We start from the raw sequence: 23,375 nt of genomic DNA on the forward strand, positions 1-23,375 counted from the left end.
GACGAACGGGCGTACGGGACCGGTTCGTTACCCGGCGTCGACCGTGACCTCCACAGAATGCCATCCCTGGGCGCCGTTCGGCATGGTGTCGGTGCGTTCCTCCGGCTGGGTGGTGCCGGTGCCGTCGGTGGCGCGGACGGTGAGGGTGTGCCGGCCGTGGGTGGCCGCCCATGGGTACACCCACTGCCGCCAGGTGTCGCTGCTGTCCTCGGCGGCGAGCCGGGCGACCTGCCAGGGGCCGTCGTCGACGCGTACCTCGACCTTGCTGATGCCCCGGTGCTGGGCCCAGGCGACCCCGGCGACCATGACGGTGCCCGCGGCGGCGCGGGCGAAGGCGCGCGGGGTGTCGATGCGGGACTGCGTCTTGACGGGCGCCTGGGCGGACCAGCCGCGTGGGACCCAGTAGGCGTCGTAGGCGTCGAAGGTGGTGAGCTCGATCGACTCGATCCACTTGCAGGCGGAGACGTAACCGTAGAGGCCGGGGACGACCATGCGGACGGGGAAGCCGTGGGTGAAGGGCAGGGGTTCGCCGTTCATGCCGAAGGCGAGCAGGGCGTCCCGGCCGTCCATGACCGCCTCGACGGGGGTGCCGATGGTCATGCCGTCGACGGAGCGGGCGACCAGCTGGTCGGCGGGGCCGCCTTCGGAGGGCGGCCGGACACCGGCCTCGCGGAGCAGGCCGGCGAGGGGGACGCCGAGCCAACGGGCGTTGCCCACCAGGGGTCCGCCGACCTCGTTGGAGACGCAGGCGAGAGTGATGTCCCGCTCCACGGCCGGCCGGGCCGTCAGTTCCCGCAGAGTGACGGTGAGTTCCCGGCTCACCCCGCTGCCGTGCACGCGCAGGCGCCAGCGGTCGGCGTCGACCCGGGGGACGACGAGGGCGGTGTCGACCCGGTAGAAGTCGCGGTTGGGGGTGAGGAAGGGGCTGATGCCGGGGACGCGGAGCCCGGCCCCCGCGGGTACGGGCGGTGCGGGGGACGCGGGCCGGGGCAGGCGCAGGGCCTCGCGGGAGGCGGCGGCGTTCTCCTCGACGGGGCTGCCGACCGATCGGGCGATGGCGGCGGCGCCGGTCGCGACGAGGCCGGCGGAGGCGGCGACGACGAGGAACCCCCGGCGGTCGGCGCGGGCGACGGCGTCCTCCGCACCCCCCGGACGACCCGCGCTCCCGCGCCCCGGACGCCCGGCGAGCAGGCGGCTGATCAGGACGTACAGGAGGAGCGCGCCGGCGGCGGCTCCGACGAGCGAGGGCACGGCGTCCGTGGCCGATTCCGAGTCGGGGCGGGTGACGGCGGCGAGCGCGCCGAGGACGCCGAAGGCGCCGACCGCCGCCGAGCCGAGGAGCCGGTGCCGGAGCGCGAGGAGTCCGACGGCGGCGGCGAGCACACCGAGGATGATCAGGATGCCGAGCTGGAGGACGGCCTTGTCGTTCTCGCCGAAGGCGCGGATCGCCCACTCCTTGACGGCCGCCGGGGTCCGGTCGACGACGGCGCCGCCCACGGCGGGGACCGGGCCGGCCTCGGGCCGTACCCAGAAGGAGGCGAGGTCAGCGACGGCGAGGGAGACGTACGCGGAGACGAGGCCGCCGAGGGCGGCCAGGAGCCGGTCGGTGCGGGTGGGCTCACGCGGGGGCTGCGAGAAGGTCATGCTCCTCAATCGGCAGGGACGGGATCCCGGATGGGCGGTTTCACCTGGAAGGGGGAGAGCGGGCGTCCGGCGCGGGGCGGGGCACACCGCTCGTGCGCCGCCCGCGCGGTCCATGGGCCGGGTCTCCTCACCTCTTCGTGTCGGTGGGGCCCGGGCGCTCGCCCGGTACGGCCAGTTCCGCGACGGCCTCGGCTCCGACGACCGCCCCGGTGGACTTCCTGCCGCGCCGGAGGCGGCCTTCGAGCCAGGAGGCGAAGGTGGTGAGGGCGAAGTTGAGGACGACGAAGATCACGGCGACGACGGTGAAGCAGGCGATGGTGTTGGCACCGTAGTTGGCGCTCATCGGGCGGACCGACGCGAGGAGTTCGGAGAAGCCGAGCATCGCGCCGCCGAGCGCGGTGTCCTTGACGATGACGACGAGCTGGCCGACGAGCGCGGGCAGCATGGCGGTGACGGACTGGGGCAGCAGCACGTACGTCATGGTCTGGCCCTTGCGCATGCCGATGGCCTTCGCCGCGTCGGTCTGGCCTGCGGGGAGGGCGAGGATGCCGGCGCGGACGATCTCGGCGAGGACGGAGGCGTTGTAGAGGACCAGGCCGGTGACCACGGCGTAGAGGGGGCGGGTCTCGGGGCTGATCCCGGTGAACTGGGAGTAGGCGGCGTCGGCGAAGAGCATCAGGATCAGGACGGGGATGGCGCGGAAGAACTCGACGACGGTGCCGGCGGTGGCGCGTACGGCCCGGTGGTCGGAGAGCCGGAAGATGCCGAGGAGGGCGCCGAGCGGCAGGGCGATCGCCATGGAGAGCCCGGCGGCGATCACGGTGTTCTTCAGGGCGGGGAGGATGTACGTCTCCCAGACGCGGGCGTCGGTGAAGAACGGGGCCCACTTGTCCCATGCGAGCTGGTTCTTGTCGACGAGGCTCGCCACCACCCACCACAGCACGGCGGCGAGCGCCAGCAGGAACAGCAGGGTCCACAGGAGGTTGCGCCGCCGGGCGCGCGGCCCGGGGACGTCGTAGAGGACGGTGGGGCGGGTCTTCACCGTTTCACCGCCACCTTCTTGGCGACCCAGCCGAGGAAGAGGCCGGTGGGCAGGGTGAGACAGAGGAAGCCGAGGGCGAAGATCGCGGAGATGAGGATGAGCTGGGCCTCGTTCTCGATCATCTCGCGCATCAGCAGGGCGGCTTCGGCGACGCCGATGGCGGCGGCCACGGTGGTGTTCTTGGTGAGGGCGATGAGCACGTTGGCGAGCGGGCCGACGACGGAGCGGAAGGCCTGCGGGAGCACGATGATGCGCAGGACCTGGGGGAAGCCGAGTCCGATGGCGCGGGCGGCCTCGACCTGGCCCAGGGGGACGGTGTTGATGCCCGACCGGAGTGCCTCGCAGACGAAGGCGCTGGTGTAGGCGGTGAGTCCGAGGACGGCGAGGCGGAAGTTGATGGTGGTGAAGCGTTCGGCGCCCAGGCTGACGCCGAGGGTCTGGAAGAGACCCAGCGAGGTGAAGACGATGATGACGGTGAGCGGGATGTTGCGGACGATGTTGACGTAGACGGTGCCGAAGCCCCGCATGAGGGGGACGGGGCCGACGCGCATGGCGGCCAGCACCGTCCCCCAGACGAGGGAGCCGATCGCGGAGTAGACGGTGAGCTGCACCGTCACCCAGAAGGCTCCGAGCAGGTCGTACCCCTGGAGGAAGTCGAACACGGCGGCGGTCCGCTCACTTCACGATGACGCCGATCTTCGGGGCGGGTTCGTTCTTGTACCCGGCGGGGCCGAAGTTCTTCTTGACCGCCGCCTCCCAGGAGCCGTCGGCGACCATCTTCTCCAGGGCCGTGTTGATCTTGCCCTTGAGGTCGCTGCCCTTCTGGACGCCGATGCCGTAGTTCTCGTTGCTCATCTTGAAGCCGCCGAGCTTGAACTTGCCCTTGAACTCGGGCTGCGCGGCGTATCCGGCGAGGATCGAGTCGTCGGTGGTGACGGCGTCGATGACACCGTTCTCGAGTCCGGTCAGGCACTCGGAGTAGCCGCCGTACTCCTGGAGTTGGGCGTCGGGGGCGAGCTTCGTCTTGACGTTCTGCGCCGAGGTCGAGCCGGTGACGGAGCACAGCTTCTTGTGGTCGAGGTCGGACGGCTTCTTGATGGAGTCGTCGTCGGCGCGGATCAGGACGTCCTGGTGGGCGAGGAGGTAGGGGCCGGCGAAGTCGACCTTCTTCGCGCGCTCGTCGTTGATCGAGTACGAGGCCGCGATGAAGTCCACGTCGCCGCGCTGGAGCAGCGTCTCCCGGTCGGCGCTCTTGGCCTCCTTCCAGACGATCTGGGAAGGGTCGTGGCCGAGCTGCTTGGCGATGTACGTGGCCACGTCGACGTCGAAGCCGGTGTAGGTGCCGTCGGGGGTCTTCAGTCCGATGCCGGGCTGGTCGAACTTGATGCCGACGGTGATCTTGTCGCCGTTGCCGTGGTCGCGTGGCGTTCCGCTTGCCGCGGCGTGCGCGAATCCCGTCGAGGTGAAGGAGAGGACGACGGCCGCGGCCGCGGCCACGGTGGCCCTTCCGGTCCTGACGGCATTCCTGCGGGTCCTGGTCGGGTTCATGAGGCTCACCCCTGGGGGCTGTGGGTCGGACTGCGGCCGGCCGTGCTCAGTGGTGGAGGATCTTGGACAGGAAGTCCTTGGCCCGCTCGCTGCGCGGGTTGCCGAAGAACTCGTCCGGGGTCGCCTCTTCGACGATCCTGCCGTCGGCCATGAAGACGACGCGGTTGGCGGCGGAGCGGGCGAAGCCCATCTCATGGGTGACGACCACCATCGTCATGCCGTCCCGGGCGAGTTGCTGCATGACCTCCAGGACCTCGTTGATCATCTCGGGGTCTAGCGCGGAGGTCGGCTCGTCGAAGAGCATCACCTTCGGATCCATGGCGAGGGCGCGGGCGATGGCCACGCGCTGCTGCTGGCCGCCCGAGAGCTGGGCGGGGTACTTGTCCGCCTGTGAGGCGACGCCGACCCGGTCCAGGAGGGCGCGGGCGCGCTCCTCGGCCGCCTTCCTGTCCTTCTTGCGGACCTTGATCTGGCCCAGGGTGACGTTGCCGAGGACGGTCTTGTGGGCGAAGAGGTTGAAGGACTGGAAGACCATCCCGACGTCCGCGCGCAGGGCGGCGAGTTCGCGCCCCTCGGCGGGCAGCGGGCGTCCGTCGACGATGATCTCGCCGTCGTCGACGGTCTCCAGGCGGTTGATGGCCCGGCAGAGCGTCGACTTCCCGGAGCCCGAGGGACCGATGACGACGACGACCTCGCCGCGGTGGACGGTCAGGTCGATGGAGCGGAGGACGTGCAGGCTGCCGAAGTGCTTGTCCACCGCGCGCAGCACGACGAGCTCGTCACCTCCGTCCGGGACGGGCATGGCACCTCCTGGGTCACGCCCCCGATTGCCGGTCCTCCTCACGTTCATGCTCCGCCCTCCGTCCGGCGCCCGCACTCCGGACGGCGGCGGGACCCGGGACGGCCGCGTCCCGGGTCCCGTACCGCCGGCCAGGGGGTGACCCCCGGCCCGGCCTCAGAGCGCCGTCTCGCGTGCGGCCAGTTCGATCAGGTCGCAGACCTCGATGGGCCGGGAGGCCAGCGAGGCGTGGCTCGCGTCGAGCTCGACGGTCTTACGGGGGTTCATGCGCGCGGCCATGCGGCGCTCGTTGTCGGGGTGGATCATGCGGTCCTGGGTGGAGACCTGGTAGTAGCTCGGCTTCGCGCGCCAGGCCGGGGCGGTGACGGTGTCGCCGAAGGTGGAGCCGAGGGGCGCCTTCTGTGTGACGGCCATGACCAGGGCCTCCTCCTGGCTCAGGTCCTGGTCGAAGCTGTCGTGGAAGGCGTCCTGCCTGATCCAGAGGTAGCCGTCGGAGTCGGGCACGATGTTGTCGAAGGCCGCCGGCGGCATCTCCTGGCTGAGCTTGCCCGGGCTCTCCCCGGTGTCCGGGGCGAAGGCGGCGATGTAGACGAGGCCGGTCACGTTCGGCAGGTCGCCGGCCTCGGTGATGACGACGCCGCCGTAGGAGTGGCCGACGAGGAGCACGGGGCCGGCCACCTGGTTGACCATCTTCCGGGTGCGTTCGGCGTCGTCGGCGAGGGAGGTGAGCGGGTTCTCGACGGCGTGGAGCCTGTCGAAGCCGCGCCGGTGGAGTTCGACGATGACCTTGGACCAGTGTGCGGCGCCGCCCCAGAATCCGTGCACGAGGACGATCGTGGGCTTGTCCGCCATGGTTCCGAACCGATCTGCGCGAGGAATGGGATCCGCCCCCGGTCCCGCCCCGTGCCCCCGCGGTCACGCTACGGGAGCGGAGAGGGACCCGCACGTCCGGCCTGCGGGCCCGCGCGGGCCCCGGGAGCGGCCCTCCGGGGCCCCGCGCGGGCGCGCGCGGCGGCGGCCTGGCGGACACTGGGGGTGGGAGCCGAGTGTGCGAGGAGGGTCCGCCATGAGCAATGCCGCGCCCAAGGTCAGCACGTTGCCGCCGGAGCACCGGGAGCGGCTGATGGCCTTCGCCGAGGACGTGTACTTCGAATCCGGCCACCGGCTGTTCGAGGAACAGCAGCATGCCGACCGGTTCTGGATCCTGAAGACGGGCGCGGTGACGCTCGACGCGAAGGTGCCGGGCCGTGGTGCTCCGGTCATCGAGACCCTGCACCACGGTGAGCTGGTCGGTCTGTCGTGGCTCTTCCCGCCGTATCTGTGCCAGTCGGGGGCGGAGGCGATGACGCCGGTACGGGCACACGAGTTCAACGCCCCGGCGGTCCGCTCCATGTGCCACTCGGACCCCGAGTTCGGGGCCTCGGTCATGTTCTGGGTGGGGTCTATCCTGGCCCACCGCCTTCATGTGACCCGGGTCAGGCTCCTGGACCTGTACGCGCCGCACGGGAGCGGCATCCTGGCCTGAGGGCCGGGCGGCGGGGCGCGAGGGTCCGGCGACGAGCTGCGAGGTCCGCATGGGGGAACCGACGACGACGGCACGCGGGGCGATCACCCTGGTCGCCGACGACTTCACCGAACTGCCTTTCGCCGAGGGGCCCTTGGCCGGTGACGGACCGATCGGATGGCCCGGGTACGCCGACGCGCACGCTCGGGCCGCCGCGCGTTCCGGCGAGACCGAGTCGGTGGTCTGCGGCACGGGCGTGGTGGGCGCGGTGCCGGTGGTCCTGGTCTCCTTCGAGTTCGGGTTCCTCGGTGGTTCGCTCGGGGAGCGGACGGGGGCGCGGATCGCCGTCGCGCACGCGGTGGCCCGGGAGCGCCGGCTGCCCGTGGTCGTCCTGCCCGCCACCGGGGGCAGCCGGATGCACGAGGGCATGCGGGCGCTGCTCCAGCTCCAGTACCTGGCCGGTGAGTCGGAGCTGACCCGGGCGGCCGGGCTGCCGCAGATCGCGGTCCTGCGGGACCCGACGACGGGCGGCGGCTGGGCCACGCTCGGTGCCGGATCCGATGTCGTCCTCGCCCTGCCGGGCGCCCAGGTCGGCTTCGCAGGCTCCCGGGTGAGGCCGCCGGACGCGGACCCCGCCGCGTACACCGCCGAGGCCCAGTTCGCCCACGGCCACGTCGACGCGGTCGTGGCCCCGGCCGAGCTGCGCGCCGTGCTCGGCCGCTGGCTCTCCCTGCTGACCGGCCCCGTGGGGGACGGCCCTGTCCGGCCGCCGGACGCGCTCGCGACGCCGGGGGCGGCCCCCGACGGCGCACCCGGGGCGGCCGTCCCGCACGCCACCGGTGGCCGGGAGGCGGTGGCGCGGGCGCGGCATCCCGGGCGGCCCCGGGCGGACGACTACCTCGACGCCCACTTCACCGTCCGGTCGGAGATCTGGGGCGACCGCTGCGGCGGCGTCGACCCTGGCGTGCGGTGCGGGTTCGGGCGGCTCCCCGACGGCCGTACCGTCGCCTACGCGGCGCAGTGCGGGACCGCGACCCGGCCGGCCGGTTTCCGTACGGCCGCACGGCTCGTGCGCCTCGCCGGGCGGCTGGGCATCCCGGTCCTCACGCTGATCGACACCCCGGGCGCGGCCAACGACGAGGCGGCGGAGCACGCGGGGGCGGGTCCGGCGATCGCGGATCTGTTCGCCGCCGTCGTCTCCGCCCGTACGCCCCTGACCTCGCTCCTCATAGGCGAGGGCGGCTCGGGCGGGGCGCTCGCGCTCGCCGCCCCGGGGAATCTGTGGGCGACCCCCGACAGCTACTTCTCGGTGATCGCCCCGGAACTCGCGGCGTCCATCCTGAAGCGTCCGCCGGAGGAGTCGGCCGAGGTGGCGGACCGGCTCCGGCTGAGCCCGGGGGATCTCCTCGATCTGGGCGTGGTGCGGGGTGTCGTGGAGGCAGGGCGGGCGGACGGGTCCGCTCCGTGATGCGGAGTCCGTGAATCCGGACACCCCGCATCGGTGGGCCCGTCCGCGTTCCCGAGTCCTGTCCATGCGCTTGCCGTGCCCTGCACGGGGGTTGTACGTGGTGACCCACTCCGCCTCGAACCCGTAGCGCAGCAGGCCGCGCCGCAGGGACTCCGCCACCGGCTCGTCGTCTTGCACCAGGCGTACACGCCCTGGTTCGAGTCCTCACGGGCGGGCGAGGTCGGACAACAGGTGGACGAGACCGGGCAGGTGCTCATCGGGGTCCGTCCCGGGTCAGGACGATCGCGGTCAGTACCAGTCCCTCGCGTACGAGCCACCGTCCGGTGAAGTGGTCCCGCCGGGTGCCGTCCACCACGGGGCCGGGGACGGAGAGCCCCGCGCGGAACGTTCCCGTGTGGGGGTCGGCGGCGCTGTCCCGCGTGAACTCCAGCGTCGCTTCCTCGAATTCCAGGCCGCGGCCCGTGAGCGGGTACCAGGTCTTGAAGACGCTCTCCTTGGCGCTGAACAGGAGGCGCCCCCAGGGCAGTTCCGGCGTCCGGTCGGCGAGCGTCGCGAGGTGCCGCCGCTCCTCGGGGAGCGTCACCCCCTCGAACACCCCCTCGGGCAGCGCTTCGGCCGGCTCCGCGTCGATGCCGATCGAGACGACGTCCGTCGTGCGTGCCAGGGCGGCGGCCCGGTAGCCCGCGCAGTGGGTCATGCTCCCGGCCACGCCGCGCGGCCAGCGCGGCTCTCCGCGCGGTCCCGGCGTCAGGGGGGTCGCGGGGAGGCCGAGGTCGCGCAGGGCGAGCCGGGCGCAGAGCCGTACGGTCGCGAACTCCCGCCGCCGCTTGGCCACCGCGCGCGCGACGACGGCGGTCTCCTCGGGGAAGAGGGACACCGGTTCGGTGTCGTCGTGCCGCCAGGCGGTGGCCACGACTCCCGGCACGAGCCGCGCGATCACCGGTCCGCCACCGACCGGCCGGGGGCGGCTCCCGGCCCGGGGGCGGCCGGGCGGCGGACGGGGGCGGCCCGGCGTACGGCCGGGGCGGTCGACTCGATCATGCCCGTGACCCTATCCATCCGGGGGCGGCCCCGGACACGGCTCGCAGAACGGGCGGTGCCGGGTGACCATGGAGTACGGGACGGCCGGGCAGTACTGGGAGGCACCCGTGGCGCACACCGGCACCACCACCGACGTACTGATCGTGGGCGCGGGGCCGGTCGGCCTGAGCGCGGCCGGCGAACTGCGCAGGCACGGCGTGCACTGCCGGATCGTCGACCTGTCGCCGGCCCGTCCGCCGTACGCGAAGGCTGTCGGGATCCAGCCGCGCACCCTGGAGCTGTGGGACCGGATGGGGCTGGTCCGCGCCGTACTGGAGGCCGCCGTCCCGTTGCGCGGCCAACTGACGTACGCCGACGGCCGGGAGACCTCCCGGCTGGAGTTGGAGCTGCCGCCCGAGGTGCCCTACGGGTTCGCCGCGCTGCCGCAGTACGAGACCGAGCGCCTCCTCGAGGAGTACCTCGCCGGGCTCGGGACGGTCGTCGAACGCGGCACCGGGCTCGTGTCGTTCACCCAGGACCGGGACGGTGTCACCGCCCGGCTGCGGGCCGCGTCGGGGGCCGCCGAGGAGGTGCGGGTCCGCTATCTGGTCGGCTGCGACGGGGCGCACAGCCTGGTCCGCAAGACCCTGGGCCTGTCGTACGAGGGCGGCGCGTTCCCGGAGTCGTACATGCTCGGCGACGTCGTGGCCGACTGGGACCTGCCCGACGGCTATGTGGTGCGGTCGGTGCGACGGGCGGCCGACGGGTCCACCGGCGACGTGCTGGTCTGCGTACCGCTGCCGGGAGCGGGCCGCTACCGGATGTCGATGCGCGTCCCGTCCGCACCCGCCGGGCCGGCGCCGGCGCCGGACGGTGTCGCGCACGGTCTCGACGGGGGCGACGGCCCGGACCTCGACGGGCTCCAGGCGGTCGTCGACCGGCTGTCACCCCGTCCCGCGCGGCTCTCCGGCCTGCGCTGGTCCTCGGTGTTCCGGGTCAGTCATCGCATCGTCGACCGGTACGGCGTGGGGCGGGTCTTCGTCGCGGGAGACGCCGCCCACATCCATCCGCCCACCGGCGCCCAGGGCATGAACACGGGTGTCCAGGACGCCGTGAACCTGGGCTGGAAGCTGGCGCTCGTGGTGCGGGGCGAGGCCGGTCCCGGCCTGCTCGGCAGTTACGACGCCGAGCGCCGCCCGGTGGGCGAGGAGGTCGTCGGGCGCACCGTCCGGCACGCCACCCGGGGCATCGACGCCGACCCGGACGACTCCCGGACGCTGATGCTCCGTGAGGCCCAGCTGCTCGTCGGGTATCGCGGCGGTCCGCTCTCCGGTGTCCCGTACGGCCCGGTCGACGCGCCGCAGCCCGGCGACCGGGCGCCGGACTGCGGTGGGCTCACGACACCGGTCGCCGCGTATCCGCTGCGCCTGCTCGATGTGCTGCGGGGGCGGCCGGGGCATGTGGTCCTGCTGTACGGGGAGGATGCCGCCGGTCTCGCGGGGGCGGTGGCCGAGGTGTCGCGGGCCCCGGGGGGCCTGTGCGCCGTCGCGGTCCTGCCCGGCGGGAGGGCGGGCGCCCCGCCGCCCGGATCCCTGGGTGTGCCCATGTACCGGGACGCCGCCGGGGAGTTCGCACGGCTGTACCTCCCCGACGGCGCCACGGGTTTCGTCGTCCGCCCCGACGGGCAGCTGGGTGCCCGCTTCCCGCTCGGCGGCACCGGGGCCGCCCTGGCCGGATATCTCACCGCCCTGTCCGTACGGTGGTGATGTCCGGCGGCCCTGTGGGGCTACGGGGCCCGGTGGTCACCGCCTACGGGACCCAGTGGTTCCCCGAGACCGTGAGCATGACCTGGAGCTGGATGCTCGCGGAGTAGTAGCTGCTGGTGTCGATCGGGGTGGCCAGCATCTTGTTCCACAGGGCGTCCAGCCAGGCCTGGCTTCCCGAGTCGGTCATCGCCGCCACCGCGAACGGGGCGAAGAAGGCGGACTCGCTGCCCGCGGAGATCTGGGTGCCGTTGAGCTTGTAGCCGATGGCGATCTTGTTCGGGTCGCCGCCGGTCTTCGTCTTGATCCAGCTGTTCATCTTCCGCGCGGCGGCGAGCGAGGTGCTGTCCCCGCTGGTCACCGCGTCGTCCGCGATGCGCCACGGCGTACGGCAGGCGTTCCACCAGTAGGCCCCGTCGTTCGGGTCCTCAAGGACCTGGCCGGGTGCGGGCTTGGGCGTGGTGTTGGTGTCGACGACGAAGTCGGGCAGCAGTCCGGTGCCGGACGCGTAGGTCGACTGGAGGCGGGAGATCTGGGTCTGGTGCGCGGTGCGCACGGAGTCCCAGGTCGTGTCGCCGGAGGCGGTCCGGAAGGCGCGGAAGTGGTCGACCATCCAGTCCGAGGTACGGGTGATCCAGTAGTACTGGTCGCCGGAGCTGCTCCAGTCGCCGAGCTTCAGCAGCTTGGTGGTCGGGTTGACCTCGTCCTTCTTGATCGCGGCGATGTGCTTGAGCGCGAGGTCCTTGTAGTTGTACGTGCCGGTGCTGCCCCACTGCTTGTCGGCGAGGAGCAGGCCGTAGGCGACGTCCATGTCGCCGTCGGTGGCGCCGTCGCCGCCGTTGACGCTCTTGCAGGCGGTGTCCTGTTCGGCGGCGAGCAGGTTCGGGTTGACCGAGGACGGGTGGTCGATCTTCCACTTGACGAGGCCGTCGAAGATCTTCTTGGCGTCGGGGTCGGCGCCGGCCATGGTGGCGGTGACGACCATGCCGTAGCCCTGCGCCTCGGCGACGTAGGGGTGGTCGGCGTCGGGCGAGATGATCTGGTACCAGCCGTTGCCGCAGTTCTGGCGGACGAAGGCGGACTTCCACCTGTTGTAGTAGTCGACGACCTTCTGGTCGACGGTCGCCTGGGAGCCGGAGGGCTTCAGCATGCCGGCGGCGTAGGGCTTGAGGTGGCTGCCGAAGGGCACGGCCGTGCCGCCGCCACCCTCTCCGCCGCCGCTGGGCGCGCCGTACACCTCGAACTCCCAGAGGGAGTAGCCGTACGCGGTGCCCCGCCCGGTGCCGTACATCCGGACGTACCGGCCGCTGCCGGAGACCGTCAGGTCGTCGGTCGCCCCGTCACCGGCGGTGGTGGAGTAGACGTCGGTCCAGGTGGACCCGTCGGCCGAGGTCTGGATGCGGTACGTCTTGCCGTACGCGTCCTCCCAGTTGAGTTTCACCCGGGAGATCGTGTGGTTCGCCCCGAGGTCGACGCGGATCCACTGCGGATCGACCCCTTCGAGGCTCGCCCATCGGGTCCCCGCGTTGCCGTCCACCGCGAGTCCGGCCCCGAAGGCCGAGGTCTCGACGGACGAGGCGGTCACCGCCTTTCCGGTGGAGACCAGGCCGTCGGCGGCCTGCGCCTGTGGCATGACCGTCAGGGGCAACGCCAGCAGACCCGCGAGCCCGAGAAGCGAGACGCTTCGTCGACGCATGACAACTCCCTTTCCCTCCATGGCCAATGGTTAGGAAATATTCCTAACCATTGGCCGGGAGAGTAGAGAGGCCCGAAGCCCGGCGCAAGACCCCGGACGGCAACGGGAACGTGGACATCCGGTGCGCACCATGAGATTGACGTTCCGTCACTTCAGCACCGCCGCCCTCCGGAACTCCCTCAGCGCCGTGTGGACCGACCAGACGACCGAGACCAGCGGCACCGCCACCACCGCGCCCACGATGCCCGCGGCGATCGATCCCGCGATGACCGAGATGGCGACCACCAGCGGGTGGAGCCGTACGGCCCAGCTCATGACGAGCGGGTGCAGCAGATGCCCCTCGATCTGGCCGATCACCACGATCAGGGCGATCACGATCCCCGCGACCAGCGGCCCCTGGGCGGCGAGCGCCACGACGGCGGCGACCGTGAGGGCGATCGGCGAGCCGATCAGCGGCACGAACGCGGCCAGGAACTCCAGCAGCGCCAGCGGCACGGCGAGCGGGACGCCCAGGATCCACAGCGCCACCCCGACGAGCACCGCGTTCACGGCGGCCACCAGCACGATTCCGTGGGTGTAGCCGGTGAAGGTGCGCCAGGCAGCGCGTCCGCCGATCGTCACCCGCTCGCGGACGGAGCCGGGCAACTGGTCCTGGAACCAGGCCCACTGGCGGTCCCCCGAGTGGATGAAGAACACCGAGCTGAACAGCGCCAGGGCCAGCATCGTCAGCACCGCCACCACCTCACCGGCCCCGCTCAGCGCCGTACTGACCAGGGCCGACCGGTGGCTGGAGAGGAAGTCACCGATCTTGGACTGGAGGTCGGAGAGCGTCCCGGGGTCCAGACGGAACGGCGGGCGCTCCAGCCAGTCCTCGATCCGCCCGACCCCGTTCCGGAACTCACGCACCAGGGTCGCGCTCTCTCCGGCGACCGCCTCGCCGACGAGGGTGAGCACACCGAGGACGAGCGCGATGCTCCCCAGCAGGGTGAGGGCCACCGCCGGCGCCCGGGGCACCACCCGGGCGACCACATCGGCGACGGGGCGGAGCAGTGCGGTGATGACGAGCCCCAGGAAGACGGCCACGCCGATCTCATGGAAGCGCCCGAGCACCGCGAACAGGCCGTAGACGAGCGCGCCGACGACGAGAAGGCGCCATGCGTAGGCGGCGGCCGTGCGGAGGAAGGGGGTCACCGTCGGTGTGCCTGGCTGCATGGCCAAGGGCCTACCACCCCCGGTGCCGGGCTGTCGCAGGGATCACAGGGGAGATCATGTGAACTCCGCCGATCGGCGGTGCGGCCGGGCACAGAATGGCCCCCCATCCAGCGTCTTCACTCCCGGGGGAATGTGACGTGTCCAGGCTGAACCGTTGGTCCGCCGTCCTTGCCGTCCTCGCTCCGCTCGCACTGGCGGGGTGCGACAGCCCGCCGCCCGCACTGGAGTTCGGTTCCGCCGGGCCCTCCGGCCCCGAGCTCGCCGCCCAGCCCGCCCACGGCGGTTCGCTGCCCGTCGCCCAGTGGCCGAACGCCTGCGAGGTGCTGAGCGACGACGAGATCCGCGCGATCCTGCCGCAGGCGACCGGCTTCACCCGCGAGCCGGTGAAGGTCACCGTCATGAACTTCAACCCGCTCGAACAGTCCGCCCCCGGCACCACCGGCGACGTGGCCGCGGGCGGCTGCACGTACAAGTTCGGTCTCCCCTCCGAGTACAAGAGCGAGCGCAACAGCAGCATCAGGCTCACCTTCACGGCCATCGCCGACCCCGCCCTGGTCCGGCAGAGCTACGCCGAGGACCTCGCCGACGCCCGCAAGGAGGCGGCCCGCCGGAAGAAGGAGTTCGGCGACCTCGGTACCTCGCTCGGCGCGGCCGGGTGCTTCCTGCCGGACGTCTCCGAAGGGCCGACCTGCCACCGGGGCCCGTACAAGTTCGAGGTGGACGGCATGTCCACGGCGGACGGCGTCGGGGAGTACGCCGAGTCGGACAAGAACTGGAGCGCGAAGGTCCTCACCGAGGTGGTGCGGACGGTGAGCGCCCGTATTCCGTAGCCCCGTCGGCCGCCGGCCGCTCATGGGGCCGGCGCGTGCCGCGCGCACGGGGGAAGGGTCGGGCGGTCCTTCGTCCGGACGGCGGGCAGCCACGCCGTGGCCGGAGGCCCGGCCTCGCGCGCGTCCTCCCGTACGGCCGTGTGCGGGAGGCGGACGCGGAACCAGCGGGTGGACACCAGATCCTCCTCGTCGATGATCGTCTGCCCCTGCCGGACCTCGCACTCGGCCTCCAGGACGTCTCCGTGCCAGACCCTGGTGGGTACGACGTTCTCGGCGGTGTACGGCCGTCCTGGGTCGACCGCCAGTCCCAGGCTGCACTGCAGGTCCCGGTCGCTGCGGTCCTGGCAGCCCCGTTCGGCGTTGAACACCCGGATCCGGACCGGGGATCCACCGGAGCCGTCGGAGCGGGCCGAGTCCTCGCCCCCTCCCGCGTACGACCAGATCGCCACGCTCAGCGCAGCGCACGCCGTGGCGGCGAGGAACGCGCCCCCGATCCCGCGTCTCCGCCGTCCCGCGCGCACCGTGGGACCTGTGGGGCTCGTGAGGCACCTGCCGGACGTGGGGCCGGTGCGGCCCCCGAGTGCGGTGTCCGCGCTCCCGGCTGCCTCGTGGGCGCCGATCCGCTCGATCAGGCTCTCGGCCGTGTGCGCGGCGCGGGAGGCGTGGGCCGGGGCGAGGCAGTCGGCGGCGAGGGCCCGCCAGAACTCCGGGACCGCCTGGTCCAGCCGTAACGGCGCACGCCCCTCCGCGTACTCCTGCGCGGCGGCACCCCGCGCCATCGGAGTGGCGCCGGGGAACGGTGAGGCGCCGGACGCGAACACCTCGTGGACGACGATGCCCAGGGCCCAGATGTCGGCGCTGGGCCGGACCTCCACACCGAGCTCGCCCAGCGGCGCCCTCCACCGCTCCGGGGGGAGATAGTCCAGGGTGCCCATCGGGGGCGCGTACCCGTGTGTTCCGGTCAGCTCGGTGGCGAGCCCGAAGTCCGAGAGCTTCACCGAGCCGTCCGCGCCGATGAGGACGTTCTCGGGCTTGAGGTCGGCGTGCACCCAGCCGGCTCGGTGCAGATGGGCCAGTCCCTCGCAGATGCCGACGACCAGCCGGTCCCGCTCCGCCCCGGTCACCCCGGCGTCGAGCAGGTCCCGGAGACTGCACCGCGCCCGCTCCATGACCAGCACGATCGCACCGTCCAGGGACGGCTGCCCGGGGGAACGGAGCACGAGGGAGTCGAGGAGCCGGACGATCCTCGGATGTCCGGCCCGGCGGCCGAGTTCGACCTCGCGCCGGGCGGCCTCCGCCACACGGCGGGCCTGCAGGGGTGCGAGTCCGGCGGTCGGCATGACCTTGAGCGCGACCTCGGCGGGTGAGGCGGGCCCTTCGGTTTCAGCGGGTCGACCCGCGTAGACCGTGGCCCAGCCACCGGCACCGATCGGGCCGTCGACCACCCAGTCTCCCAACTGGTGTCCCTGGGGCAGCAGTTCCGTCTGTTCGCTGCCCCACGAGGTACTCCGGCCGCGTACCCGTGCCATGCCCACTACCGTCCCCGTACGGTCGGTTCGGCCCGGGGCGGTAACAGCGCGAGATGCTCCTCCCGGACGATGCCGAACCTCAGCGCGATGCCGACCACGGCCTCGCGCTTGCCGTGCCTGCGGTCTCCACGCCCGGCCTCGGCCGCGGCGGCGACGGCGACCCTCAGCTTCTCCTCGGCGAGGTAGTCGATGTGCGAACTCACCGCGCGGGCCGTCAGCCTGGCGCAGGCGGCGTGCCCCCTGAGCCGCTCGACGACCTGCGGGGTGGTGGGCACGGCGACCGGTGACTGGTCGCGCAGCCAGGGCTCGCAGAGCGCGGCGAGCACCAGGAAGTACGTGGCCGTCTCGTCGAGGGAGTACGCCGTGACCGTACGGCTCTCCCACGATCCGCCCGTGCCGTGCGGGTCCAGATAGACGTGGTCGGGCGCGAACACCTGGAAGGAGACGGCGGTGTCACGGCGGCTGGGCAGCACCACCCGGGAGAACTCGAACGGGATGGGCGCGCCGGCCCGCCGCGGCGGCACCCGCAGGTACTCCCCCGCGCCCTCCGGGTTCTCCACCAGATAGCTGTGGGTCGTGCTGTGGTTGCTCAGCTGCCAGTGGTCGTCGGTCACCCGGATCTCGCCCGCGAGCCGGGAGATGGCCGCGTCCGCGAGCCTCAGCTCGACCGGTGTCGTCGACGAGCCCCGCCCGAAACGCGCGCGTTCTCCCGGACCGAGCCTGAGGGTCACCGCGTCGCCGTACGGCTCTCCGTCGACGACGCCGCCGCTCCCCTGCGGAAGATGGACGACTATGCCGCTCACCGCTCCTCCTGTCCCACGCGTCGACAGTTGCCATGCACGCAGAACGCTACCGGTAGTACGCGGAGGTTTACCGTAGGGCATCGGTCACTTCCGCACCCGGCACGGCGGTGGGACAAGCGGTGGATCGGGTGGTGGAGCGGGGCTGTGAACGGTGGGCGGCCCTGCTCAGCCCGCCTGTGCGAACGCCTCCGCCAGCCGGGGGATGTAGTCGGCGAACGCGGCGGACCAGCATCCGTAGTTGTGCTCGCCGTTGCACTGCGGCGAGAGTGAACCGCCCCCGCCGTAGTTGACGAAGCGGCTCGGGATGCCGAGCTGGTCCAGGCGGTTCTTGACGTTCGTCGTGGCGACCGCCGTCCGGCTGTCGATCAGTCCCCGGTCGCCCGTGTAGAGGGTGACTCCGGTGTCGGCGAGCTTGCTCAGGTTGGCCGGGGAGGCGGGGTTGACCTCGTTCCAGATCCGGTCGTCGAACAGGGCGTACGGGGAGCCGAAGATCGCGTCGCTGTCCACCACGGGCCCGTAGTCGGCGCAGCCGGCGCCCGAGCCCGAAGTGCTGGCAGTGCACAGGGCGTTCGGCAGGTTCAGTTCCGTGGCGAGGACGACGGCGCGGATCTCCCAGAGGCCGAAGTCGATGCCGCCGGAGAGGGAGGCGACGTGGCCGAAGAGGTCGGGCCGGGCCTGGGCGTAGTGCAGGGCGCCGAAGCCGCCCATGGAGAGCCCGACGACCGCGCGGTGGTCGCGGTCGGCGACGGTGCGCAGATTGGCGTCGACGAAGGGGACGACCTGGCGGAGGTGGAAGTTCTCCCAGTTGGCCGCGCCCAGGGCGGTGTTCTGCATCTTCCAGTTGGCGTACCAGCTCTTGAGCCCGCCGTCGGGGACCACGGTGATCATCCGGTCGTCGTGCAGGGCGGGGGCCGCCGCCGCGTCGTCCACGTTGCCGGCTCCGCCGTGCAGGAAGTACGTGACGGGCCAGCGCTTGTCCGGGGCGGAGTAGTAGTCGCTCGGCAGGAAGATCCGGATCTTGTGACGTCCGGAGAGTTCGGGGGTGGTGACGGTGAGGGTGAAGTCCGTGGACGAGCGGACCTCGGTGGCCGTCGTGACCCGGGTCAGACCCTGTCCGTCGGTGAAGTCCGGGACGGTGGGGGTGTCGGCGGCTGCGACGGGGCCGGTGACGGCGGTCACCGCGACCGTGGCCGCCGCGGCGAGCGTCACCGCGGCCGTACGCAGCAGGGTGCGGACGCCTGTTCTGGACCGGATGGTTCTCATGGGGTGTGCCTCTCTTCGGGAACGTGTGTCGTCAGTACGCGGGAGCACCGGATCGGACCGGGGCGACCGGACGGTCGCCGAACGCGGTCCACGGGCCCCAGCCGCCGCTCGGCTGGGTCTGCACCCGGGTCCGGATCCGGCCGTCCGTGGTGACGGCGAAGACGTGCAGCCGCCCGGTGGCGTCGGCCGCCGCCGTCGGCGTGGCGGCGAGCGGGACGCCGGGCTCGCCGAAGTTCTCAGCGGGATCCCAGGTGCCGCCGGGCGTGTGGTGCCAGCGGTGGTCGAGGCGCGCGCCCCCGGGGGACAGCGAGAAGGCTTCGAGGCGGCCGTCGGCGCTGGGCGCGAGCCTCGGGGCGGCCGCCGCCCAGCCGAACAGCGGCTGCCAGTCGTCCCAGCCGCCGCTGGGCACGGTCTGCCGCCGGTGGAAGGCCCCCAGGCCGGACGGGCCGATCGCGACGACGGCGAGCCTGCCGCTGCCGTCGCGGGTCACGCGGGGCGCGGCGCCGGCCGCCGTACCGAACTGGTTCCACCCGCCCCAGGCGCCGCCCGGCGACAGCTGCCAGCGGTGGCGGATCGCGGCGCCGCCGGGCGCGAGGGCGAAGACCTCCAGGCGGCCGTCGGCATTGGCGGCGACGACCGGCGGGGCGCCCACGGGCCCGCCGAATCCGGCCTCCCACGGGTCCCAGCCGAGCGATCCCTGGGACCCTTGGCGCCGCCGGGCGACGGAGGCGCCGCCGGGGCTCGTCGCGAAGACTTCGAGACGGCCGTCGGTGTTGTGGGCGACGGCGGGGGCCGCGCCCGCCGGGCCGCCGAACTCCTCCCAGTCGTACCAGCCGCCGTCGGGCCGCTGTGTCCGGTGGTGCAGGTTCGCGCCGCCGGGGGCGAGCGAGAACACGTCGAGCCTGCCGTCGGTGTTGCGGCCGAGGGTGGGCACCGCTCCGGCCGGCCCGCCGAAGCTCTCCCAGGGCGACCAGGTGTCGGTGTACGGGTCGAGCTGGACGCGCCGGAGCATCGCACGGTCTCCGGCGTCGAGCGCGAAGACGTTGAGGCGGCCGTCGGCGTCGAGTGCGGCGACCGGGTTGTCAGGGCTCTGCCACGGCGGTGGGGTGTCCCGCCAGTCGAGGGGAGCCACGTACAGCCCCTGCCGGAACCATCCCGCCGCGCTCGCGTACCAGTTGTCGCCGTCCGCGAAGACCTCCACGGCGTGACCTGCGACATGACCCGCGTAGCCGCCCAGGTCGAAGCGGAAGGGGTCGCGCGAGGCCAGTACGTCGGTGCCCTCGTAGCCGTTGCGGGGCCCGATGAACAGGTAGTACCAGCCGTCCCGTTCGACGACGTACGGCGACTCGGTGACCGAGACGGTCGTGTCGGTGGCGGCGTCGGTGAACGCGACGCCCGGGGCGCTCCAGTGGACCAGGTCGGCGGACCGCCGGTAGGCGACGATGTGGTGGCCGCCGGTGCCGGAGACTTCGGTGTAGTACATGACCCACTCGCCGCCGGCCCGGACCACCATCGGGTCACGTGCGGCGAGACCCCTGAAGAGCGGGCCGGACGGCTCGCGGGTCCAGGTGAACAGATCGGTCGAGGTGGCGAGGTTGACGGCGGCGCCGCTCCGGCCGCCGGCGGCGTAGTACATCCAGTACTTTCCGCCCGCCTCGACGACGTGCGGCGCCCACAGGTGTTCCTCGCCGAAGTAGGAGGGGTCGACGGTGAGCGCGTCGGGGTGGGTGGTCCACGGCCCGTTCGGGGTCGGGGCGGAGGCGTGGGCGAAGGAGATCTCGGCCGTGCTGTCCGGGGCCTCGCCGGGCGGTGCGCCGTTCCCCACGATGCTGAACAGGTGCCACCGGCCCTGCGCCTTGATCAGCGTGTGGTCGTTGAGATAGCGGGGCCCTGCGGGGGTGGACGGGTCGTAGACGTGGGCGAAGGGGCCCGCGCCGATCCAGGAGGCGGGCGCCGTGCCCGTACCGGAAGCGGGCGGGGTGGCGGCGGCGGTTCGGCCGGTGCCCAGGAGCGGGAGCGCGCCCGCTCCCGCGGCGGCGCCCCGCAAGAGGTTCCGTCTGCTGATCGGAGGCATGCGTCTCTCCAGAGGGACCGCGCGGCCGGCCGTGCCGTACGGGCAGGGCCGGCCGCGGGTCGAGGACGGGTGGATGTCCGGGTGGTGGGTCAGTCGAGGGCGGGGCCCGCGGTGTTGTTCACCCAGCCCCAGTCGGACCAGGTCGCGAAGCCGGTCTGCCACTTGTGGAAGACACCGGCGTGACTGCTGCCGAAGACCTCGATCCGTCCGTCGGCGTTGGTGGTCGCGGCGACCTCGGTGCCACCGCCGCCGAACGTGTTCCAGCCGCCGTAGGCCGCGTTGACGCCGGTCTGCCAGGTGTGCGCGGCCGTGCTGCCGTTCATGGCGAACACCTCCACGCGGCCGTCGGGGGTGCGCTCACTGCTGAGCTGCGAGTCGGCGGGTCCGCCCGTCGGCTCCCATTCCGACCAACTCGTCGGGTTGGTCTGGTACTTGTGGAAGACCCCGACGGGTCCCGAGGCGAAGACCTCAAGGCGCCCGTCGGCGTTGTGGTCGACGGTCAGGTCGCGCCCGCCGCCACCGAAGTTCTCCCACGCCGACCAGCCGCCGCTGGGCGCGGTCTGGTAGAGGTGCTGGAAGGTGCTGCCGTTGAGGGCGAAGACCTCAAGGCGCCCGTCCCGCGACTTCTCCATCTCCACCCGGCTGTCGGCCGGGCCGCCGCCCGTGGCCTCCCAGTCCGACCAGCCGGCGTTCGGTCCCACCTGGTACTTGTGGAAGAGCCCGACAGGCCCGGAAGCGAACACCTCGATCCGACCGTCGGCGTTGACGCCCGCCGCGATGTCACGGCCACCCCCGCCGAAGGCCTCCCAGCCCGACCAACCACCCGACGGGGAGAGCTGATAGCGGTGCTGGAAGGTGTTGCCGTTGATCGCGAACATCTCCAGACGACCGTCCGCGTTCGGCGCGATGGCCAGCTCCGCGTTGCCCGGACCGCCCAGCGCCTCCCACGCCGACCAGTTGCCGTTCGACTCGGTCTGCCAGGCGTGGTGCACCCCGTCCGCCGCGGCGGCGAACACCTCCAGACGCCCGTCCGCCGACCGCGCCGACACCACCCGACCCGACTCCGCCGGGTACACCAGCGGACCGGGCCCGGGTTCGTGGTGGCCCAGGCGGTCCACCGCGGCACGGGCCTCGTCCATGTGCCGCCAGTGCGCGCCCTGGTTGTAGGTGGACCAGGGCTGCCAGTTGGTTCCCCCGGAGGAGATGTCGAACGCCGCGTTCGCGTTGCACTGGGGGTCGTAGGCGCAGGCGTCGCTGACCTCGGGGTGCCAGTAGTCGTTGATCTGCCACAGGCCCCGGTCGGTCGAGGGGGGCGTGTTGTTCGTGACGTTGTACGCCGACGGATTGCAGCTGGACTCCGCCAGGGCCACGGCGACGGCGGTCACCAGGCCGTCGCCCCGGAAGCCCGCGGTGTAGCCGGTCTGGGCGCACAGGTCGCTCGGCGCGGCGTACGCGGGCGAGGCGCCGACGAGGATGCCCGCCGCGAGGAGCAACGAGGCCAGGGTCGAAAGGATGACGCGATGCGGCGCTCTGGAGGAGCGCTGGGTTCTGCTCAACTGCTGTCCCCTTCGGAGTGGGTACCGGGTGGGTGCCGGGGGCGCCGGGGGCGCCCGTCTCTCGGGTCAGTTGACGGCGAGTCCGGTCAGTTGACGGCGGGGCCCGAGGTGTTGTTCACCCATGCCCAGTCGGACCAGGTCGTCGGCCCGGTCTGCCACTTGTGGTAGACACCGGCCTGACTCGTCCCGAAGACCTCGATCCGTCCGTCGGCGTTGACCGTGGCGGTGATCTCCGTACCGGCGCCGCCGAAGGTCTCCCACGTTCCGTACGGGGCGTTCACTCCGGTCTGCCAGATGTGCCGGGCCTCGCTGCCGTTGATCGCGAAGACCTCGACCCGGCCGTCGGCGGTCCGCTCACTGGTGAGCTGTGAGTCGGCGGGTCCGCCCGTCGGCTCCCAGCCGGACCAACTCGTGGGATTGGTCTGGTACTTGTGGAAGACCCCGACGGGTCCCGAGGCGAAGACCTCAAGGCGCCCGTCGGCGTTGTGGTCGACGGTCAGGTCGCGCCCGCCGCCACCGAAGTTCTCCCACGCCGACCAGCCGCCGCTGGGCGCGGTCTGGTACAGGTGCTGAAAGGTGCTGCCGTTGAGGGCGAAGACCTCAAGGCGCCCGTCCGGGGACTTCTCCATCTCCACCCGGCTGTCCGCGGGACCGCCGCCGGTGGGTTCCCAGTCCGACCAGCCGGCGTTCGGCCCCACCTGGTACTTGTGGAAGAGCCCGACCGGCCCGGAAGCGAACACCTCGATCCGACCGTCGGCGTTGACGCCCGCCGCGATGTCACGGCCACCCCCGCCGAAGGCCTCCCAGCCCGACCAACCACCCGACGGGGAGAGCTGATAGCGGTGCTGGAAGGTGTTCCCGTTGATCGCGAACATCTCCAGACGACCGTCCGCGTTCGGCGCGATGGCCAGCTCCGCGTTGCCCGGACCGCCCAGCGCCTCCCACGCCGACCAGTTGCCGTTCGACTGCATCTGCCAGGCGTGGTGGACACCGTCCGCCGCGGCGGCGAACACCTCCAGACGCCCGTCCGCCGACCGTGCCGACACCACCCGACCCGACTCCGCCGGGTACATCAGCGGCCTGGGCGGGTGACCGCCGCCGCCGGGCGTGCAGGGCAGCGTGATGCCGCCCTCCGCGAGGTAGACCTCGGGGTCGATGCCGTACGAGGCGGACGGGTCGCCCCAGATCCGCAGGTGCAGATGGGAACCGGTCGAGTTGCCCTCGGCGCCCATCAGGGCGATGCGCTGGCCGGCCACGACGTGGTCGCCGACGGACACGTCACGCTGGTACATGTGCCCGTACTCGGAGATCCGCCCGTCGGGGTGCTGAACGCGGATCCACTGGCCGTAGTCGCCGGTGTAGCCGGAGATGGTGACCTCGCCGTCGCCGACGGCGTAGATCGGGGTACCGATGTCGTCGGCGATGTCCACGCCGTTGTGACCGGCGTGGTAGGGCTGCGTGACGACTCCGGTGGTCGGGCACGCGGCGGCGGAGGTGGCGGTACGGGCGGCGGCCGGGGTCGCGGTCACCAGCCCCGGCAGCAGGGCGGCGATCACCGCCAGCACGCAGGTCATGGCACGTCGGGACAGTGGGGGCGGTCCGAGAAGCACGGGACGCTCCTCCC

The 23,375-nt window shown here is 72.5% G+C and carries 19 protein-coding genes and 1 pseudogene; 4 read left to right on the top strand and 16 right to left on the bottom strand.

The features are described from left to right. Positions 1–27: 27 nt before the first annotated feature. From V4Y03_RS33175 to V4Y03_RS33200, 6 genes are all read right to left on the bottom strand, one after another. Positions 28–1,644, bottom strand: a complete 1,617-nt coding sequence (locus tag V4Y03_RS33175) for a molybdopterin-dependent oxidoreductase (RefSeq protein ID WP_332437659.1) — start codon at positions 1,642–1,644, stop codon at positions 28–30. Positions 1,645–1,771: 127 nt separating this feature from the next. Further along, positions 1,772–2,686 (bottom strand): amino acid ABC transporter permease, encoded by a 915-nt coding sequence (locus tag V4Y03_RS33180; protein WP_332437660.1) that lies wholly within the window; start codon positions 2,684–2,686, stop codon positions 1,772–1,774. Beyond that, the gene (locus V4Y03_RS33185) at positions 2,683–3,348 is read right to left on the bottom strand and encodes an amino acid ABC transporter permease (protein ID WP_317877933.1); all 666 of its coding nucleotides are present in this window, start codon (positions 3,346–3,348) and stop codon (positions 2,683–2,685) included. Before V4Y03_RS33185 ends, V4Y03_RS33180 begins: the two co-directional genes overlap by 4 nt. Before the next feature lie 13 nt (positions 3,349–3,361). Next, positions 3,362–4,234, bottom strand: coding sequence for a glutamate ABC transporter substrate-binding protein (locus V4Y03_RS33190; RefSeq protein ID WP_332437661.1), 873 nt, complete (start codon positions 4,232–4,234; stop codon positions 3,362–3,364). Between the two features lie 46 nt (positions 4,235–4,280). Then, complete coding sequence (locus V4Y03_RS33195; RefSeq protein ID WP_332437662.1) at positions 4,281–5,036, bottom strand: amino acid ABC transporter ATP-binding protein; 756 nt, start codon at positions 5,034–5,036, stop codon at positions 4,281–4,283. 153 nt (positions 5,037–5,189) lie between these two features. After that, the gene (locus V4Y03_RS33200) at positions 5,190–5,885 is read right to left on the bottom strand and encodes an alpha/beta hydrolase (protein WP_332437663.1); all 696 of its coding nucleotides are present in this window, start codon (positions 5,883–5,885) and stop codon (positions 5,190–5,192) included. 214 nt (positions 5,886–6,099) lie between these two features. Between V4Y03_RS33200 and V4Y03_RS33205 the strand changes: the two genes are divergently transcribed. Further along, on the top strand, positions 6,100–6,558 hold the full coding sequence (locus tag V4Y03_RS33205) for a Crp/Fnr family transcriptional regulator (RefSeq protein WP_317877936.1): 459 nt from the start codon (positions 6,100–6,102) through the stop codon (positions 6,556–6,558). A gap of 49 nt (positions 6,559–6,607) precedes the next feature. After that, the gene (locus V4Y03_RS33210) at positions 6,608–8,005 is read left to right on the top strand and encodes a carboxyl transferase domain-containing protein (RefSeq protein ID WP_332437664.1); all 1,398 of its coding nucleotides are present in this window, start codon (positions 6,608–6,610) and stop codon (positions 8,003–8,005) included. 75 nt (positions 8,006–8,080) lie between these two features. On the opposite strand, the pseudogene V4Y03_RS33215 reads toward V4Y03_RS33210, so the two are convergent. Continuing rightward, positions 8,081–8,185 (bottom strand): annotated as a pseudogene (locus tag V4Y03_RS33215) (response regulator transcription factor); the annotation flags it as partial. Positions 8,186–8,258: 73 nt separating this feature from the next. Beyond that, positions 8,259–8,945, bottom strand: a complete 687-nt coding sequence (locus V4Y03_RS33220; RefSeq protein ID WP_332437665.1) for a 4'-phosphopantetheinyl transferase family protein — start codon at positions 8,943–8,945, stop codon at positions 8,259–8,261. 169 nt (positions 8,946–9,114) lie between these two features. Here V4Y03_RS33220 and V4Y03_RS33225 point away from each other — a divergent pair, with 169 nt between their 5' ends. Beyond that, on the top strand, positions 9,115–10,791 hold the full coding sequence (locus V4Y03_RS33225; protein ID WP_332437666.1) for an FAD-dependent monooxygenase: 1,677 nt from the start codon (positions 9,115–9,117) through the stop codon (positions 10,789–10,791). Positions 10,792–10,834: 43 nt separating this feature from the next. Here V4Y03_RS33225 and V4Y03_RS33230 read toward each other — a convergent pair whose 3' ends face one another. Both V4Y03_RS33230 and V4Y03_RS33235 read right to left on the bottom strand, forming a co-directional pair. Continuing rightward, entirely contained in the window at positions 10,835–12,484 is a 1,650-nt protein-coding gene (locus V4Y03_RS33230) for a glycosyl hydrolase family 8 (protein WP_317877027.1), read from the bottom strand. Positions 12,485–12,631: 147 nt separating this feature from the next. Then, positions 12,632–13,696, bottom strand: coding sequence for an AI-2E family transporter (locus V4Y03_RS33235; protein ID WP_317877028.1), 1,065 nt, complete (start codon positions 13,694–13,696; stop codon positions 12,632–12,634). A gap of 137 nt (positions 13,697–13,833) precedes the next feature. Between V4Y03_RS33235 and V4Y03_RS33240 the strand changes: the two genes are divergently transcribed. Next, a complete protein-coding gene (locus tag V4Y03_RS33240) occupies positions 13,834–14,526 on the top strand; it encodes a hypothetical protein (protein ID WP_332437667.1) in 693 nt (230 codons plus the stop codon). Positions 14,527–14,546: 20 nt separating this feature from the next. Here V4Y03_RS33240 and V4Y03_RS33245 read toward each other — a convergent pair whose 3' ends face one another. The 6 genes from V4Y03_RS33245 to V4Y03_RS33270 all read right to left on the bottom strand — a co-directional run bounded on the left by V4Y03_RS33245 (position 14,547) and on the right by V4Y03_RS33270 (position 23,325). Further along, positions 14,547–16,055 (bottom strand): serine/threonine-protein kinase, encoded by a 1,509-nt coding sequence (locus V4Y03_RS33245; protein WP_332437668.1) that lies wholly within the window; start codon positions 16,053–16,055, stop codon positions 14,547–14,549. A 5-nt stretch (positions 16,056–16,060) separates the two neighbouring features. Then, positions 16,061–16,858 carry a serine/threonine protein kinase gene (locus tag V4Y03_RS33250; RefSeq protein WP_317877031.1) on the bottom strand — a complete coding sequence of 266 codons (798 nt, stop codon included), beginning with the start codon at positions 16,856–16,858 and terminating at the stop codon, positions 16,061–16,063. A gap of 165 nt (positions 16,859–17,023) precedes the next feature. Further along, entirely contained in the window at positions 17,024–18,121 is a 1,098-nt protein-coding gene (locus V4Y03_RS33255) for an alpha/beta hydrolase (RefSeq protein WP_317877032.1), read from the bottom strand. 31 nt (positions 18,122–18,152) lie between these two features. Next, positions 18,153–20,195 carry a family 43 glycosylhydrolase gene (locus V4Y03_RS33260; protein WP_332437669.1) on the bottom strand — a complete coding sequence of 681 codons (2,043 nt, stop codon included), beginning with the start codon at positions 20,193–20,195 and terminating at the stop codon, positions 18,153–18,155. 89 nt (positions 20,196–20,284) lie between these two features. Next, positions 20,285–21,751: a transglycosylase SLT domain-containing protein gene (locus V4Y03_RS33265; protein WP_332437670.1), complete on the bottom strand. Its 1,467-nt coding sequence runs from the start codon at positions 21,749–21,751 to the stop codon at positions 20,285–20,287. Between the two features lie 86 nt (positions 21,752–21,837). Next, a complete protein-coding gene (locus V4Y03_RS33270) occupies positions 21,838–23,325 on the bottom strand; it encodes a peptidoglycan DD-metalloendopeptidase family protein (RefSeq protein WP_332437671.1) in 1,488 nt (495 codons plus the stop codon). Positions 23,326–23,375: the final 50 nt, after the last annotated feature.

Origin of the sequence: Streptomyces sp. P9-A4 (genome assembly GCF_036634195.1) — a bacterium.
Taxonomy (GTDB): domain Bacteria; phylum Actinomycetota; class Actinomycetes; order Streptomycetales; family Streptomycetaceae; genus Streptomyces.